Source organism: Burkholderia sp. FERM BP-3421, from assembly GCF_028657905.1.
Classification (GTDB): Bacteria; Pseudomonadota; Gammaproteobacteria; order Burkholderiales; family Burkholderiaceae; genus Burkholderia.
The window spans coordinates 2968421-2985354 of sequence record NZ_CP117781.1; the positions used below are offsets into that span (position 1 = coordinate 2968421).

General features: G+C 69.7%; 14 protein-coding genes and 1 pseudogene. 11 read left to right on the plus strand and 4 right to left on the minus strand.

Translation table 11 applies throughout. The features are described from left to right. Window positions 1-74: 74 nt before the first annotated feature. From Bsp3421_RS15975 to Bsp3421_RS15985, 3 genes are all read left to right on the plus strand, one after another. Window positions 75-1358 (plus strand): aromatic ring-hydroxylating oxygenase subunit alpha, encoded by a 1284-nt coding sequence (locus tag Bsp3421_RS15975; RefSeq protein WP_273996894.1) that lies wholly within the window; start codon window positions 75-77, stop codon window positions 1356-1358. Beyond that, window positions 1355-1858 carry an aromatic-ring-hydroxylating dioxygenase subunit beta gene (locus Bsp3421_RS15980; RefSeq protein ID WP_273996895.1) on the plus strand — a complete coding sequence of 168 codons (504 nt, stop codon included), beginning with the start codon at window positions 1355-1357 and terminating at the stop codon, window positions 1856-1858. The genes Bsp3421_RS15975 and Bsp3421_RS15980 overlap by 4 nt, the downstream gene beginning before the upstream one ends. A gap of 97 nt (window positions 1859-1955) precedes the next feature. After that, on the plus strand, window positions 1956-2339 hold the full coding sequence (locus Bsp3421_RS15985; protein ID WP_273996896.1) for a tautomerase family protein: 384 nt from the start codon (window positions 1956-1958) through the stop codon (window positions 2337-2339). Window positions 2340-2427: 88 nt separating this feature from the next. On the opposite strand, the gene Bsp3421_RS15990 is transcribed toward Bsp3421_RS15985, so the two are convergent. After that, window positions 2428-3996 carry a PAS domain-containing sensor histidine kinase gene (locus Bsp3421_RS15990; protein WP_273996897.1) on the minus strand — a complete coding sequence of 523 codons (1569 nt, stop codon included), beginning with the start codon at window positions 3994-3996 and terminating at the stop codon, window positions 2428-2430. Between the two features lie 169 nt (window positions 3997-4165). On the opposite strand from Bsp3421_RS15990, the gene Bsp3421_RS15995 reads away from it, so the two are divergent. From Bsp3421_RS15995 to Bsp3421_RS16015, 5 genes are all read left to right on the plus strand, one after another. Beyond that, window positions 4166-5359, plus strand: coding sequence for an acyl-CoA dehydrogenase family protein (locus Bsp3421_RS15995; protein WP_273996898.1), 1194 nt, complete (start codon window positions 4166-4168; stop codon window positions 5357-5359). Between the two features lie 82 nt (window positions 5360-5441). Then, on the plus strand, window positions 5442-5819 hold the full coding sequence (locus Bsp3421_RS16000; protein ID WP_273996899.1) for a hypothetical protein: 378 nt from the start codon (window positions 5442-5444) through the stop codon (window positions 5817-5819). Between the two features lie 8 nt (window positions 5820-5827). Then, window positions 5828-6385 (plus strand): nuclear transport factor 2 family protein, encoded by a 558-nt coding sequence (locus tag Bsp3421_RS16005; protein WP_273996900.1) that lies wholly within the window; start codon window positions 5828-5830, stop codon window positions 6383-6385. Window positions 6386-6406: 21 nt separating this feature from the next. Continuing rightward, a complete protein-coding gene (locus Bsp3421_RS16010) occupies window positions 6407-7531 on the plus strand; it encodes an amidase (RefSeq protein ID WP_273996901.1) in 1125 nt (374 codons plus the stop codon). A 50-nt stretch (window positions 7532-7581) separates the two neighbouring features. Beyond that, a complete protein-coding gene (locus tag Bsp3421_RS16015; RefSeq protein WP_273996902.1) occupies window positions 7582-8325 on the plus strand; it encodes an SDR family NAD(P)-dependent oxidoreductase in 744 nt (247 codons plus the stop codon). A gap of 35 nt (window positions 8326-8360) precedes the next feature. Here the strand turns inward: Bsp3421_RS16015 and Bsp3421_RS16020 are convergent, their stop codons facing one another. Beyond that, complete coding sequence (locus tag Bsp3421_RS16020; RefSeq protein WP_273996903.1) at window positions 8361-8993, minus strand: response regulator transcription factor; 633 nt, start codon at window positions 8991-8993, stop codon at window positions 8361-8363. Between the two features lie 346 nt (window positions 8994-9339). On the opposite strand from Bsp3421_RS16020, the gene hpaC reads away from it, so the two are divergent. Then, window positions 9340-9921, plus strand: a complete 582-nt coding sequence (gene hpaC / locus Bsp3421_RS16025; protein WP_443111461.1) for a 4-hydroxyphenylacetate 3-monooxygenase, reductase component — start codon at window positions 9340-9342, stop codon at window positions 9919-9921. Between the two features lie 26 nt (window positions 9922-9947). On the opposite strand, the pseudogene Bsp3421_RS16030 reads toward hpaC, so the two are convergent. Beyond that, window positions 9948-10380, minus strand: a pseudogene (locus tag Bsp3421_RS16030) (YbfB/YjiJ family MFS transporter); the annotation flags it as partial. Between the two features lie 18 nt (window positions 10381-10398). Here Bsp3421_RS16030 and Bsp3421_RS16035 point away from each other — a divergent pair. Both Bsp3421_RS16035 and Bsp3421_RS16040 read left to right on the plus strand, forming a co-directional pair. Continuing rightward, the gene (locus Bsp3421_RS16035) at window positions 10399-11166 is read left to right on the plus strand and encodes a 2OG-Fe(II) oxygenase (protein ID WP_273996904.1); all 768 of its coding nucleotides are present in this window, start codon (window positions 10399-10401) and stop codon (window positions 11164-11166) included. Between the two features lie 436 nt (window positions 11167-11602). Then, a complete protein-coding gene (locus Bsp3421_RS16040) occupies window positions 11603-14146 on the plus strand; it encodes an ATP-binding protein (protein WP_273996905.1) in 2544 nt (847 codons plus the stop codon). Between the two features lie 842 nt (window positions 14147-14988). On the opposite strand, the gene Bsp3421_RS16045 is transcribed toward Bsp3421_RS16040, so the two are convergent. Next, window positions 14989-16917, minus strand: coding sequence for a Xaa-Pro dipeptidyl-peptidase (locus tag Bsp3421_RS16045; RefSeq protein WP_273996906.1), 1929 nt, complete (start codon window positions 16915-16917; stop codon window positions 14989-14991). Window positions 16918-16934 lie beyond the last annotated feature (17 nt).

Below are 16934 nucleotides of genomic sequence, written 5' to 3' on the forward strand. Positions count from 1 at the left end.
GGCGAGACTGCTTCCCGAACCCGGACGCCGCGCACGGCACGGCCCGATTCCACGACTCTTTCCCCACGACGACGATGAGCGACCTTCCCTACCAGACGATCGACACCCGCGCGCTGCACGGTCTCGCGCAGTCCGACCGCATCGCGCCCGCGATGTATCACGATCCCACGCTGTTCGAGACGGAGCTCGAACGCATCTTCTACCGCACCTGGATCTGGGTCGCACACGAGAGCGAGTTGCCGAACCCGGGCGACTTCGTCACGACGACGATCGGCCGCCAGCCGGTGATCGTCGTGCGCGACAGGACCGGCGGGATCAACGTGCTGCAGAACCGCTGCCGCCATCGCGGCGCGACCGTCTGCGAAGCGCACAAGGGCAACACGAAGAGCTTCACGTGCCCGTACCACAGCTGGTCGTACGCGCTCGACGGCACGCTGCGCGCGCTGCCTTACGGCGACGGCTACGAAGGCGTGTGCGAGAAAGGCGACCTGCCGCTCGTGAAGCTGCGGGTCGGCATGTACCAGGGGCTGATCTTCGCGAGCTTCGACGACGACGTCGAACCGCTCGACGATTTCCTCGGCGGCGCGAAGCCGTGGATCGACCTGTTCATGAAGCAGGGCGCCGGCTATCCGGTCAAGGCGAACGGCGAGCACAAGTTCAAATTCAAGGGCAACTGGAAGATCCAGCTCGAGAACACGACGGATCTCTACCACTTCCCGGTCGTGCACAAGTCGTGGATGAAGTCGATCGACGACGAGACGGCCGCCGCGATCACCCGCTTCATGACCAGCGAGGACGCGTTCTGCCGCGGGCTCGGCAACGGCCACAGCCTGGCTGTGCTGATGCCCGGTCTGATCGACCTCGACGAGGACGACGGTGCGCCGCTGCCCGAGCGTTTCGCGCCGCTCGCGGCGACGCTCGCCGAGCGCCACGCGCCGGACGCAGTGCGTCGCATCGTGCGCTCGTTGATGGGCGTTGGCTTCAACCTGAACCTGTTCCCGAACCTCGCGCTGTCGATGGCGTTCTTCCGCGTGCTGCGGCCGATCTCCGCGAACGAGACCGAGATTCGCCACGTCGCGCTCGCAATGGACGGCGGCCCTGACGAAGCGAACCGCGAGCGGCTGCGCATCCACGAGCACTTCCAGGGCCCGTTCGGCTTCGGCAGCCCCGACGACGCGGAAGCGTGGGAGCGCGTGCAGCGCGGCGCGCATGCCGGCCCCGACGTGGCGATCCTCGTGAACCGCGGGCTGAACCGCGAAACGACCGCCGCGAACGGCGAAAAGACCGCGCATGCGACCGACGAAACCGGCATGCGCGAGGCTTACCGGCAATGGCGCAAGCTGATGGAGCAACAATGATGGACGACCGCAACATCCTTTTCTCTCAGCAGACCTTCGCCCGCGCGGTCGAATTCGTGTGGCGCGAAGCCGAACTGCTCGACCGCCGCGACTACCGCGCGTGGCTCGACCTGTGGGAACCGGCCGGCCATTACGTGGTGCCGATCGATCCCGACGCAACCGACTTCGCGGCGACGCTCAACTACGTGTTCGACGATCGCGACATGCGCGAGAAGCGCGTGCAGCGGATGCTGTCCGGCTATTCGGCGTCGGCGTCCGACGCGGCGCGCACGGTGCGCACCGTGTCGCGCTTCACGCTGGAAAGCAGCACCATCGACGCCGTCGAACTCAAATCGGCGCAGGTCGTCGTCGCGTACAAGCGCGGCGCCGCGACGCTGTTCGCGGCCGACGTCACGCACCGGCTGCGCGTCGACGCGGACGGCGAGATGCGGATCGCAGCGAAAGTCGTACGCCTGATCGACTCGACCGAAGCGCTCAGCGCGATCGGCTTCCTGCTGTAAGCGCACGCGGTTTCGCCGCCGGTCCGCCGGCGCGATCGCCGCGGCTTGACGACGGCGGCGAAACCGCGGCCGCGCCCGCTATCCTTTCCCGACGACCATGCCCACACTCGAAGTTTTCCTGCCGGCCGGCCACGGCGATGCCCGCAAGGCCGCGCTGATCGCCGGCCTCACCGGCGCGACGGTCGACGCGATCGGCGCGCCGGCCGAATCGATCCGCATCCTGCTCAGCGAATTGCCAGCGGCCCACATCGGGCTCGGCGGCCGCGGCGCGGCGGACGGCGCGCCGCCGCCGCCCGTGATCGTCGCGATCCTGATCGCCGGCCGCACCGACGCGCAGAAATGCGCACTGATCGCCGCGCTGTCCGACGTCGCCGCCGGCGTGCTCGATGCGCCGCTGCACGCGACGCGCGTGATGATCAAGGACATTCCGAACACCGATTTCGGCATCGGCGGCCAGACCGCGCGGGCGCTCGGACGCTGATCGTGCGCCCCGTGCGTGCCCGCCCACCGATACGCGCCGGCCGCCGGACGGCCGGGCGATCCCACGTTCGCCTGCGCCGCGACGCTCGCTAAGGCCGGTGCGCGTCGGGGGTTGCTTCGGCGAGCGGCAACGTCACGCGGCAGTCGAGCCCGCCGCCGCCGGCAGGACTCGCGCCGATCCGCCCGCCGTGGCGCGTGACGATGCTCTTGCACAGCGACAGCCCGATCCCGTTGCCGCCGGCCTTCGACGACGAGAAGCCATCGAACAGCCGGCCGTGCGCGCCGTCGGCAATGCCCGGACCGTTGTCGATCGCACGCAGCTCGGCCTGCCCCCCGACGGCTGCCGTGCCGAGCATCAGCGCGCGCGACGTGCGCTCGCAGCCGGCGAACGCCTCGATCGCGTTGAACGCGAGATTCAGGATCACCTGCCCGATCAGCACGCGCTCGCAGCGGATCGGCAGCGGCGCGTCCGCCTGCGCGATCGCGACCGTCACGCCGGCTTCCTTCGCGCGCAGCTCGATGAAGTACGCAGCGTCGGCGACGATGTCGCGCAGGTCCGCGACCACGACGACGGGCTCGCGCTTCACGATGAATTCGCGCACGCTCTTGATGATGAGCGCCGCGTGTTCCGCCTGCCGGTCAGCGCTGCGCAGCCCCCAGATTGCGTCGTCCACCGCGCCGCGCGCGTTCAGCCGCCGCACCGCGCCCCCGATGAAGTTGCGCACCGCCGCGAGCGGCTGGCTCAGCTCGTGCGCGATCACCGTCGCCATCTCGCCCATCGCGTTGTAGCGGCCCGCGTATTCGAGCATCCGCGCTTCGGCGCGCCGCGCATCCTCGATCGCGACTTCGGCGCTCACGTCGCGAAACTGCACGAGCAGGCCGCCCAGATCGCCTTCGATCTCGACCTGCCGGCACAGAATGCGCAGCCAGCACAACGCGCCGTCGCGCCGCGCGATCCGGTAGCGCTGCGGATCGGAGGGGCACGCCGACGGCGCGGCGCGAAGCTGCATGGCGAGCCGGTCGCGGTCGGCCCCGGCGCAGTAGTCGAGCAGCGCGCCGGGCGCGTCGTCCGGCGCAAGCCCGAGCACGCGCCGCCCCGACTCGCTGATGAACTGCACGCCACCATGCGGCGTCGCGACCGCGATGCCTTCGTCGAGGTCCTGCATGAACTCGCGCAACCGCGCCTCGTAGCGGCGCAACTGCTGGCGGATCGCCTCCTCCGCGCTGATGTCGCGAAACTGCACCATCACGACGTCGCGCCCGTGCAGCGGCACATAGGTCGCGATCGCCTCCGACAACATGTCGACGCCCGCGCGCGACCGGTAGCACCACTCGTACACCTGCGGCCCGTCGACGATCGCCCGATCCATCGCGCCCACGCCGATCTCGCGGCGGTACTTCGGTCCGGGGCGCGTCATGTCCGGCGCCTTCAGCGGCAACAGCTCCTCGACGGAAAAGCCGAGCGCGATGCACGCGGCGCGGTTCGCCCATACGATCGCCTTCGTCCGGGCATCGTGCAGCAGCACGCAGATCGTCAGTGCATCGAGCAGGCGGTGGAAATCGTCTTCGTCGGGAAAGCTCATGATCGGCGTCGGATGAGGACGCGCGACGTCGCGCGGCCGGCATCTCAACATAGCACCGGCGCGCGCGGATCGCATCTGAAGATTTCTTTAGTTCGGCACGGAACGCCCCCTGTCGCGCGACCGATCGCACCAATTGCCGCGCGTTTCCGGCGTTTCTAGACTGGTGGCATCGTGTGTCGCGCCGCTTGCCGCGGGACGCCGGCGCCGCCCGCACCCGAACGCTCATTCGCATCAGGAGACAGCCATGCCCCATGCCGAACTCGCCCTCGACACCGCGTCGCCCTCACCGCACGCCGCCGGCGAACCGGCCGCGCGGCTGTCGCCGCTCGACGCCGTGATCGACGCCGTCGCCGCACGCCGCGACGAGTTCGACCGTCTGTCGCACGTGCCGCGCGACATGATCGCGTTGTTCAAGCAGGCTGGCATCTACCGGGCGGGCACGCCGCGCCGTTTCGGTGGCGATGCGCTCGCGCCCACCGCATTCCTCGACATGATCGAGCGGATCGCGCTCGCCGACGGCTCGGCTGCGTGGGTCGCGAGCTTCGGTTCGGCCAACGTGTATCTCGCCGCGCTGCCGCTCGACACGCAGGCGGAGCTGTACGCGAACGGCCCCGACCAGGTATTCGCGGGCGGCCTGTTCCCGGTACAGCCGGCAAAGCCTGCGCCCGGCGGCTGGCGCGTCAACGGCACGTGGAAATTCGCCAGCGGCTGCAAGGGCGCCGACTGGCTCGGCGTCGGCATCGCGGTGCCCGGCGGGCGGGATGCCGCACCGAACAAGCCGCGCACGGCCGTGTTCCGCGCCGCCGAAGTCGAGATCGTCGAGAACTGGAGCGTGGTCGGCATGCAGGGCACCGGCAGCCACGACCTGCGCGTCGACGACCGCTTCGTGGCCGACGCCTGGACCTTCGTGCGCGGCGGCGAACCGACCGTCGACGAACCGCTGTACCGCTACCCGACCGTCGCGTATGCCGCTCAGGTGCTCGCCGTCGTCAACCTCGGCCTGGCGCGCGCGGCGCTCGATGTCGTGAACCGCATGTCGGGCGGGCGACAGACGACCACCGGCGCGCCGCGCCTCGCCGATCGCGCGTACTTCCGCATCGAGCTTGCGAAGGCCGAAGCACAGTTGCGCTCGGCGCGCGCGTTCTTCTACGATGCGACCGACACCGTCTGGCAATCGATCCTCGCCGGCAACCCGGTAACGCCCGACCAGGTCAGCATGCTGCGGCTCGCGGCCACGCACATCGCGCGCGAAGGCGCGAGCGTCGTCGAACGGGCGTACCGTCTCGGCGGCACGCCCGCGATCTACCGCTCGCATCCGCTGCAGCGCCTGCTGCGCGACGCGATGATCGTCACGCAGCACGCATTTCTCGCCGAGGGCAACTTCGACGGCGCCGGCGCGGTGTTCACCGGCGTCGCGCCGTTTCCCGGCTACTTGTAACCCGCGTCGCTTCGCGATGTCATCCTCGACGATGCCCGTGCCGGCCGGCCGGGCAACCCCGATTCCTCAGGAGCATCCTGTCATGTCCGATTCGAATCCGCTGCCGCTGCGCGTGCTGTTCTGCTGCGGCGTCTCGCAAAACTTCTTCGACCTGCCGCGCGAGAAGATCGGCGAAGTCTGGCAGGCGCACGGCGCGATGCTCGCGGCCGTCGAGGCGATGCCGGGCGTGCGCGTGCTCGGCGTGATGGATGACGACCGGCTCGTCGTCGGCCAGGCCGACGGCGCGCCGTGGACCTTCTACATCATGGCCGACGTCGCCGACTTCGACACCACGGTCGCGGTGTGCAACCTGTATCGCACGACGCCGGTCGGCGAATACAACCTGTGGCGCTACGGCAAGATCGAGGCGCGGGTCGGCCGTGCGTTGACCGTACCGCCGACCGCGCGGCCCACGTCGTGATTCCAGCGATGACGACGCCCGCGATCCCTCGGTCGAGTCTTGACGGTGCGCACGCCCGGCTCGATGCGCTCGACGTCCTGATCCGCCGCGTGGCGACGCTCGACGCCGAACGCGCGGTGCGCGCGGCGATGACGCGCTACATGGCGCTGTGCGACGTGCCCGGGGCGGCCGGCGACGGCCCGGCCCTCGCCGGCCTGTTCGCGGCCGACGCGGTGTGGGAGGGCATCGGCCCACAGTACGCAAGCAGGTTCGGCCGCCTCGCAGGCATCGATGCGATCATCGCGATGCTGCGCCGCTATCTGCCGCCCGACCCGCATTTCTCGGCGAACCTGCACTTCCTGACGTCGGAATCGATCGACGTCGACGCCGGCCACGCCATCGCGCGCGGCCGCTGGATCATGCTGCAGGCTTCACGTTACGCCGACGGCACGGCAGAGCTGATCGCTGCGCGGCTGAGCGTCGATTTCGCGCCGGCCGGCGACGGCTCGACCTGGCTGATCCGCCATTTCCGCACCGAACGCGTGCTCGACGGCCCATGGCCGCTCGCCACTGCGCCCCGGCCCTGACCCTTTCGCACGCCCCACACCATGACAGGCTTCATCGACACCGTCACCTTCGGCGGGCCGGGCCCGACGATCGCGATCAAGGACACCATCGACATCGCGGGCCGTCCGACCCGCGCGGCCAGCCGAGCGCTGGCCGACGCGCCGCCCGCCGCGCAACACGCGGACGTCGTGCGCCTGCTGCTCGATGCCGGCTGGCAGATCGCCGGCAAGGCGAACATGCATGAGCTGGCGTTCGGCATGACGGGCATCAACGACTACACCGGCACGCCGGTCAATCCGCAGGATGCGACGCGCATTCCGGGCGGCTCGTCGAGCGGCTCCGCGTCGCTGGTCGGCCTCGGTGCGGTCGACGCGGCGCTCGGCACCGACACCGGCGGCTCGATTCGCGGGCCGGCCGCCTGCTGCGGCGTCACCGGCCTGAAGCCGACCTTCGGCCGCGTATCGCGGCGCGGCGTCGCACCGGCCGAATCGACGCTCGACTGCGTGGGGCCGTTCGCGCGCGACATCCGCATGCTCGCCGCAGCGATGGCCGCAATCGCACCCGGCTTCGATCGCACGCTCGCGACGACGCCGGTAACGGATTGCACCGTCGCGCAAGTCGTCGTCGACGCCGATCCGGCCATCGCCGCCGCGCTCGACGCGGCCATCCGCGCGGCCGGCTATCGTTCGCGGCGCATCGTGCTCGACGACCTGCGCGCCGCCTTCGATGCCGGCCTCACGGTGATCAACGCGGAGACCTCGCGCGCGTTCGGCCACCTCGTCGCGACCGGCCGGCTCGGCGCCGATCTCGATGCGCGGCTGCGCACCGCCGCGACGACCACGCCCGCCACGCAGGCCGCCGCCGAAGTCGTGCGCGCGCGGTTCGCCGCGCAGGTGGACTTCGCGCTGCGCAACGCGGATGTGCTCGTGCTGCCGACGCTCCCTGCGTTGCCGATCACGCTCGACGAGGCGCGCAGCGGCGTGTCGGTGATCGCGATGTCGTCGCTGATCCGCCCGTTCAACCTGAGCGGCCATCCCGCGCTCAGCCTGCCGCTGCCGCTCGCCGGCTCGCCGCTGAAGAGCGGGCTGCAGATCGTCGGGCGCAAGGGCGCGGACGAACAGGTATGCGCGATCGCCGCGCACTTCGAGGCGGCGCTGGCCGCCTGATCCATCATGCGTACGCGCCGGCGCGTACGCCTACCCGGAATCCATGAACCATGTCCGATCGAGTCGTACTTGTCACCGGCGCCGCGCGCGGGCTCGGCGCCGTCATCGCCGAACGCTTTCATGCGGCCGGCTATCGCGTCGCGCTTGCCGACATCGCCGTCGACGCCATCGAGGCGCACACCCGCGTGCTCGACCCCGACGGCGCGCGCGTCGTCGCGCTGCCGCTCGACGTCACGTCCAAACGCGATTTCGAAGCCGCGCGCGATGCGCTCGTCGCGCGCTGGGGCGCGATCGACGTGCTCGTCAACAACGCGGGCGCGTCGAAAGTCGTGCCCGCGATGGAGATCACGGCCGAGCAGTTCGATCGGGTGATCGACGTCAATCTGCGCAGCGTGCTGTTCGGATGCCAGGTATTCGGCCAGTATTTTTCGTCGCGCGGCGCGGGCCGCATCGTCAACATCGCATCGCTCGCTGGACAGAACGGCGGCTCGGCGACGGGCGCTCACTACGCGGCCGCGAAGGGCGGCACGCTGACGCTGACCAAGGTGTTCGCGCGCGATCTCGCCGCACAAGGCGTGACGGTCAACGCGATCTCGCCGGGGCCGCTCGATTTGCCGATCGTTTATGAAAGCGTCGCGCCGGAGAGCCTCCGGCGCGTGCTCGCCAGCCTGCCGGGCGGGCGCCTCGGCTCGGCCGGGTTCGTCGCGGACGCGGCCGTGCTGCTTGCGTCCGGCGACGCGCATTTCGCGAACGGCGCGTGCTGGGATATCAACGGCGGGTTGTATATGCGGTGAGCCGGCGCGTGCGCGCCGCGCCACCGCCCGCAACGCTAGCGCGACGCGTCGCCTTCGTCGCCCCACACCGCCATCACGTCGCGCACCAGTGCCGCGATCGACGTCGCGCCGAGTTTCTCCTTGATGCTCGCGCGATGCACGTCGACAGTCTTCACGCTGATCGACAGGTCCGACGCGATCTGCTTGCTGCCCTTGCCATCGATGACGCCGCGCAGCACCTCTTTCTCGCGCGCGGTCAGCGCATCGAGCCGCTGACGCAATTCGCGGTGACGCCTGCCCGATGCATGCCGCTGCCGCGCGAGCCGCAGCGCGCGCTGCACGCATTCGAGCATCTGCTGCGAGTTGTACGGCTTCTCGACGAAATCAATCGCGCCGTTCTGCAGTGCGCGCACGGACATCGGGATGTCGCCGTGCCCGCTGACGAAGATCACCGGCAGCGTCGCGCCGCGCGCATTCAGTTCCGCCTGCACGTCGAACCCGCCCTTCTCCGGCATGCGCACGTCGAGCACCAGGCACGCGGGCAGGTTCACGTCGAAGCGCGCGAGAAAATCCGCCGCGTTCGCGAACCCTTCCGAAGCAATCCCGACCGATTCGAGCAACCACGCGAGCGAGGTCCGCATGCCGCCGTCGTCGTCGACGATGTATACGATCGGAGCGGATGGCGTCATCGGGTTGTCTCGAAAATATCGGTATGGGTATCGGACGCATCGCGCGCGAAGCCGGCGACCGGCCCGTTGCGCTCGCGCTCGCGGGGGATACGGCACATCATAACGAGCCGGAAACCCACTGAAAACCCCTGCATGCCTCGCATGAACGCGCGATCGCGTTTTTTCCTCGGGGCGCGATCCAACGATAGGTAGAACCTTTAGACGTGTTGGCGGAAATGCCAGCTCCGGCGTCAATCGTTCGAATGTTCTTCCGCTTTTTCGCGACGTACGCTCGCGTCATCGTTAACGATCCGCCGCGCTGCTCGCGCACGCGCCATCGCCGCTTTCGTTCACTCAGGAGCACCCCATGCCCCCTACTCCCGCCGCGTCCGCCGCGTCCGCTTCGCCCTTCGCATCCGACCGCCAGCGCACGACGCGCGTCGAGCCGACCGATACGCTGAAGGCCTTCCGCCAGGCGATGGCCCACCTCGGCGCGGCCGTCAACGTGATCACCACGGCCGGACCGCACGGCCGCGGCGGCATCACGGCGAGCGCCGTGTGCTCCGTCACCGACACTCCGCCGACCGTGCTGGTCTGCCTCAACCGGTCGAGCGCGCTGCATGCGATCTTCGAGCGCAATCGCCACGTCTGCATCAACGTGCTGCCGGCCGAGCACGAACTCCTCGCGCGGCATTTCGCGGGACTCACCGAGTTGCCGATGGAACGTCGCTTCGACTTGCCCGTCTGGGATCGCGGCGAGCGGGACGTGCCCGTGCTGCGCGACGCGCTCGCGAGCGTGCAGGGTACGATCGCCGAGATGAAGGAGGTCGGGTCGCATTCGGTGATGTTCATCGAGACAACGTCGATTCGCGTGCGCGACGACGGCGACAGCCTCATCTACTTCAACCGCGCGTTTCATCGCGTCGCGCGCACGGCATCCGTGCGGTGACGCCGCGCCGCGCGGCCCGAGGCTGACTACGCCGCCGCGCGCGGCGCGCGCGGCCCGGCCGCGAGGGCCGCGCCCACGAACAGCGTCAGCGCCGAATGCGCGAACCTGCGCGCCGGCCCCGCGCGGTTCGACACTCAGCCGATCGCGAACGGCCGCTCGGTCTGGCCGAACATGAAGATCGTCGCAAACGCGCGGGTGCCCTTCGCCCACGGCAGGTCGTGCCGCAGCGAACGCCGTGGTCGACGCGATGGCCGACAGGAACGTCGCGCCGAACAGCACGTCGCGGGAACGCGGCCGTCGGATGGACAACCCGCGCGGGCACCAGCGTCGCGATGGCGAGCAATGCGTTGAGCACGGCCAGCGCCAGCCCGCCGCGGATCCGGTCGAGCATCCCCGGCCACACCGCGCCGACATCATGGTCGCCGCGCCGGGCATTACGTAGAATACGGGCACCACCGAGGAACGATGAGCTTGCCGATGACGACCTTGCCGCTCGATTTCACGTCCGGCCCCACGCTCGCGCCCGAGGCCGAGACCTCGCCCGCCGCGCGCCTGGGTGCGCTCGACTGGCCAACGCTGGAGGCCGACCTCGCGACGCGCGGCTATGCGATCCTGCCGTCGGTGCTGACGCCCGACCTGTGCCGCGCGGCCGCGGCGCTGTATGACGACGCCGCGACGCGCTTTCGCAGTCGCGTCGTGATGTCGCGCCATCATTTCGGACAAGGTGAATACCGTTACTTCAGCTATCCGCTTCCGGAACCCGTGGCCGACTTGCGCGCCGCGCTGTATCCCTTGCTCGCGCCGATCGCGAACCGCTGGCATGCGGCGCTGCGGATCGACGCGCGCTTTCCCGCCGAGCACGCGGCCTTGCTCGCCCGCTGTCACGCCGCGGGGCAGCGACGCCCGACGCCGCTGATGCTGCGCTATCGCGCGGGCGACTATTGCTGTCTGCACCAGGACCTGTACGGCGAGCACGTGTTCCCGCTGCAGGCCGTGTTCCTGCTCGACGAACCCGGTCGCGACTTCGGCGGCGGCGAGCTGATGCTGACCGAGCAGGCCGCGCGCGGAGCGCCGCGTGCTGAAATCGTGCCGCTGCGGCAAGGCGACGGCGTCGTATTCGCGGTCAACCACCGGCCCGTGCGCAGCGCGCGCGGCTTCGCGCGCGCGAGCATGCGCCACGGCGTCAGCCGCGTGCACGACGGCCAGCGCACCACGCTGGGCCTCATCTTCCACGACGCCGCCTGAGCGGCCCTGCTCCCGCCCCGCGCCGGCCCGCGCGCGGACCCGACGGCACTGAGCCGTCCCGTTCGTGCACCGCATTCCCGCGTGAATCCGGATGCCGGCTCCTGTGAGACCAGGCTTCGCGCCGACGCGCGCGCTCCCGCGCCTTGCCGCAACCCACGCCAATGCATGCGGCCACACGGGCCCGCTGCGTCGCCTCACCCCCGGCACAACGCACGCCCATGCCGCGGCGCGGCCCGCATGACAAGGGCGAACCAAGCAATAGGCGGCCCTTCCGCCGCCGAAAACGACACGCATCCCGCGTACTGGAAAGCGTCCGAAACGCCCGCCATATTAGTACTCGTTCGATTTTAAGAAACAACCTACAGTTTTTGTCTTAAACATAGGACAACCGCCAAATCCCTCCGACAGACGGCGATACCATGGCTCGCCTCGACCCATGCTCCCGCCGTCAGCGCATCACATCGTGCATTTCGTTTCGTTCCGCTTCCTCGCCAGGCCGTCTTCCGCGTCGCATCGCGCCGGCGGGCCGGGTCTTCATCCGAAGGCCCGGCCCGCCGGCGCGACGTGGCGACGGCGGCTGGTCGCGTGCCTGCTGGCGTTCTGGCTGCCCACGGCATTCGCTGCGGGGCCCGCGCCCGCGTTCACCGACGAGGAGCGCGACTGGATCCGTGCGCATCCGGTCGTACGCGTCGCCTCGGAGCCGAGCTGGCGCCCATTCGAATACGTCGACCGCGGCCGCCGCGTCGGCATCATCCCGTCCTACCTCGACGCCATCTCGCTCATCTCGGGCCTGCATTTCGAGCCGGTGCAGCAAGCGCAATGGGGACACTCGCTCAGGATGCTGCAGGAAGGCCAGCTCGATCTGCTGCCCGACATCTGGAACGAGTCGATACACGCGCGGTTCGGCGATAACGCGGTCAGCACCACGCCCTATCTCGTCTGCCGCATCGCGATCGTCACCGCGAACGACCACACGATGGTCTTCGACCTCGGCAAGCTGACCGGCAAGCGCGTCGCCATCAAGCGCGACGGCGGCATCGAATACTTCCTGCGCAGCAAATACCCGGGCATCGAGATCCTGCGCTTCAAGGACGAGGAACAGGCGCTCGAAGCCGTGCGCGACGGTCTCGCCGACGCGGCGATCGGCGTCGACGCCTCGATGCTGCCGACCGTCCGGCGTCGCTTCACCAATCGCCTGTTCGTGTCGGGGATGGCCGCGAGCCATCCGGTCTCGGTATCGATGGTGACGCGCAAGGACATGCCGATCCTCGCCTCGATCATCGACAAGTCGCTGGCGGCGATGTCCTCGCGCCAGACGGAAGCCATTCTCGACCAATGGCTCGGGCAGGCGAACTACGGGCAGCCCACCTTCGAGTCGATTCTCCGCTATCGCTGGAAGCAGCTGCTCGCGGTCGCGGTCGCGATGCTCGGGTTCGCGATCCTCGCGCTGATCTCGATGAAGGCGCGCGCCCGCGCGGTGCGCAGCGAGCGCGACAAGAGCGCGTTCCTCGCGTTCATGAGCCACGAGGTGCGCACGCCCATGCACACCGTGCTGTCGTCGCTCGAGTTGCTGCAGGGATCGCGGCTGGATCCGGCGCTCGCCGAGCGGACCAGCGCCGCGATCGTGGCCTCCGAGACGCTGCTCGCGCTGCTCGACGAGGTGCTCGAATACTCGCGGGTGGGCTCGCGCGGCGCGCGGCTCGAACGCATCGCCACGCCGATCGGCGCATGGGCCGATGACACGCTCGACATGGTGCGTTGCCGGGCCGAGAAGAAGGGGCTCTCGCTGTCGCTCGAGATCGAATGCAATCCGCAGCTGACCTTGTTGATCGACCCGATGCGGCTGCGCCAGATCGTATCGAACCTGCTCATCAACGCGATCAAGTTCACCGACCAGGGTTGGGTGGGCCTGCGCATCGGCTACGCGCAGACGACCCGCTCCGACTGGACCGGCACGCTCACGCTCGAAGTATTCGATACCGGCATCGGCATCCTGCCCGAGCAGCTGCCGCATCTGTTCGATGCGTACTGGCAGGCGGAGCAGTCCTCGCGGCGCAGCAACAGCGGCGCGGGCCTGGGCCTCGCGATCTGCAAGGAGCTGTGCGTGCTGATGGGCGGCAGCATCGACGTGCAGAGCACGCTGGGCGGCAACACGAGCTTCACGGTGCGGATTCCCGCCCTGATCGAGGAACCGGGCCATGCGCCGCCCACGGCCCGGCGCGCGCCGCCCCCTCTGCTCGCGGGCCCGCCGCGGCCATCCGGCGACGCGTCGACGCCGGAGTCATCCGCGTCGCCTGCGCCCCTGCCGCTGTCGCCGTCGGCCGAGACCCCCGACGCCCGGCGCAAACCGCAACTGCTCGTGGTCGACGACCATGAAGCCGTCCAGCTCGCGCTCCGCAGCCAGCTCGATGCGCTCGGCTGTGCGTCGTTCATCGCCGGAACGGGTTCTGCCGCGCTCGCCGCGTTCGAGCACGGCGCCTACGACATGGTGCTGCTCGATTGCAACCTGCCTGACATCAGCGGGTACACGGTCGCTGAACGCATGCGCGAATGGGAAGCGGCGACTGGCCGCCACACACCGCTGATCGCGATCTCGGCCGCCACCGACGACGAGCATCGGATGCGCTGCGTGACGAGCGGAATGGACGGCATCCTGGCGAAACCGCTGCGGCTCGGCGCGCTGCGCGAGCTGATCGCGATGTGGTGTCCGGATGCCGCGATCGGCGCACCGGTCGAATCGCCGGCCGCACCCGCGCCTTCCGTCGATGCGCCGGGGCAGTTCAACATCCGGGCGCTGGAAGGCGATATCGCGCTGCTCAAGCACGCGCTCGATGACAACGATCCGGAAGGCGCGCGCTATGCGATCCATCGGATCCGCGGTGCCGCGCACATCGCCGGCTGGGAACATATCGCGGAAATCGCGGGGCTGTGGGAAACCCATCTGCTCGAACATGGCCGCCCGACCGCGCTCGATGCGTGACGGCGGGCGATGCGGGGGCTCGGGGGCTCTGGTATACGGCCACCTCGATAGGACATCCACGGCGACACGCCGCTTCCGGCGTCGCCATGGCTTGCTGGTTTCGATCATTCATTCGGATTACGACTGATTGTCGGCATGCATGCGAATATGCGACGGCGCGACACGACGCATCGGGACAGCGCGCGTCCCACGCCTGATGTATGCCGGCCGGATGAAACCGCCGTGGATGCGACAACCGGCATGAACGCCAGCGCAGGGAAAAACGCCCGACAGCAGGAAGATCGGCGCGGCCCCGTGAACGCGCGTCCGGCTCGATCGAGACGCGGGATGCGCGAAATGCACTGGTTCGAATCAGGTGTCTTCCCGCTCGAATGCGATGAACGCGCGCCGTTCTTCCGCGCTGCATCGGCAGTCGAACACGGTCTTGCCGCTCACCCGGCTTGGTCAGCCGGCGACGTCGATCCAGTCGCGCCCCCAGCCTGAGTCGAAACCCGCCTGCTCCTCCATGATGACGTCCCGTATTGAAATACGGACCGCCTCCAACGCACCGCGAATCGGGCCATGCAAATCAAGGCGCGAAGCGCCAACCGATCTCGCAAGTACGAAACGCCACTGCCCGAAGGCCACGCGGGACAAAAGATATAGCCGAAGATTTTCCCGAGCGTGCCGAAGCCCTGCCGAAGCCGGCTCCGCGCAACGCGCCGGCCCATTGCGGGCGGCCGGGATCGGGGCCGCCGGCGCAACGACCGGCGGCCCCCCTCGGATCAGCGACGGCGGATCCGAATAAGAAAACGGCAGCCCACGCGCCCGACCGCGCCCGTGGACCACCGCGCACCGCCCCGTCAGGCGCCCGCGAGCGGCACCGTCAGCGAGGTGCCGACCGGATCGAGCCGCAGCTCCGTGCCCGGCGTCGGCCGCAGGGTCGCTTCATTGTCGCTCGACAGCACGACGAGACCGAGGCGATGGCCGGGCTCGAGCGTGTAGTCGCGCGGCATGAAGGTCAGTTGCAGATCGTACGGCATGCCTGCGAGCACCGGCTGCGACCACCACATCGACACCGGATTGCGCGCATCCGTCCAGGCCCGCGTGACGATCGTCGCGGTGCCGTCCGGCGCGCGATCGACGATCAGCGCGGTCAGGTTCGCCGCGGCCGACAGCGTCACGCGCACCCGCGCCGTCGGCGTGCCGGAAATGCGGCTTGCCGTCGCGAGCGGTGCGGTCTCGAAACGGCTGCGATGCGCGCCGCTGTCGGTGTTCGCGAGCGTCAGCGCCGGAATGCGCGCGTCGTCGCTGAACACGGCAAGCGGCCCGCCCGTCGGATAGCGCAGCAGCACCCCTTCCCGGCTGCCGTCGCCGCCCGCGAAGTAGGTCACCTGCCGCGCACCGCGCGCGGGCCATGCGGCCTCCTTCAGCACGCTGCCGTCGGTCTGCTCGATCACCGCGCCCGGATCGCGCTCGACCCCGTTCGCATTGCCGAGCAGGTAGCGCGTGAACCAGCGGTTGACCTGCGCCGGCCACGCCTCGGCGAACGCGGGCCGGCTGCGCGGATCGATATGCTTCGCACGGTGCAGCCACTGCTGCGTCGGCACGCCCTGGCGGCGCATCGCCAGATACCACGAGGTCGACTGTTCGGTGCGGACGTTGTCGTCGGCCAGCCCCTGCGCGATCAGCGCGGGCGCGACGGCACGCTCGGTCGGAATCTCCCGCGCGAGCCAGAACGCCGAATAGTCGCCCGTCGCGCGATCCTCGCGCCGCGCCGCTTCGTCGACCACCTTCGTGCAGCGCTCCGGATGCGCATTGGTCAGCAGCGCCTTCACGTAGACGTCGACGTCCTCGCCCTGATAGCCCTCCGGCGCGCGCACCAGGCCGCCCGCGCGGTAATAGCCGTACATGTTGGACAGGCCCGCGATCGGCACGATCGCATCGAGCCCGCGCGTGCGCAGGCTGGCGACCATCTTCGGCAAAGTGCCGTCGTAGGACACGCCATACATCCCCACGTGCCCGGTCGACCAGCTCGCCACGATCGGCTTGCCCGCCGCGTCCTTCGCGGCCGCGTCGCGACCGAGCCAGCGGATCACCGACGCCATCGCGACCGACTCCTCGCGCGTCACGATGGTCGGGCAGCCGTCCGAGCCGGCGGTGCCCAGCGAATCCGCATAGACGATCGTGAAACCGCGCGGCACGAAGTACCCTTCGATCCACGAGCGCGCGGCGGCCGCGACCTCGGCCTGCTGCCGCAGGCGCGACAACGGCGCGGCGCTCGCGATCCGCGCGTTGACCGACGGCGGATGCGCGCTGCCGTCCAGCTCGACGTCGACGTCGTGGTTGGGGCTGTCCGCCAGATTGTTGTAGTACGGGCTCGCGAGCACGATGACCGGCGTGAGCGCGCCGCGATCGGTTTCGGCCGGCCGCACGACGCGGACGTGGATCCGGTCCTTGACGCCGTCGCCGTCGGAATCCACCGGCGTCTCGACCCAGGCCTGCTCGGTGATGGTCGCGCCCGACAGCGACGGCTGCACCTGCCCGTCGCGGATCACGGGCGGGTATTTGCTGTCGGGCTGCGCCGCATACGGCACGCCGGACGGCGATACATGCGGACTGCCGCGCTCGGCGGCAGCGGCAGCGGACGGCGCATCGGCCGCCCGGTTCTGCGCGAGCGACGACGCCGCCCCGCCCACGCCGCCGTCATCGCCGCCGCACGCGGCCAGCAACGCGGCGGCGCCCAGCGCGGCGAGCCAGGGCCGCGCCGCTTGTCTTGCTTGATGTTTCATTGAATCCCCCTTGGTTC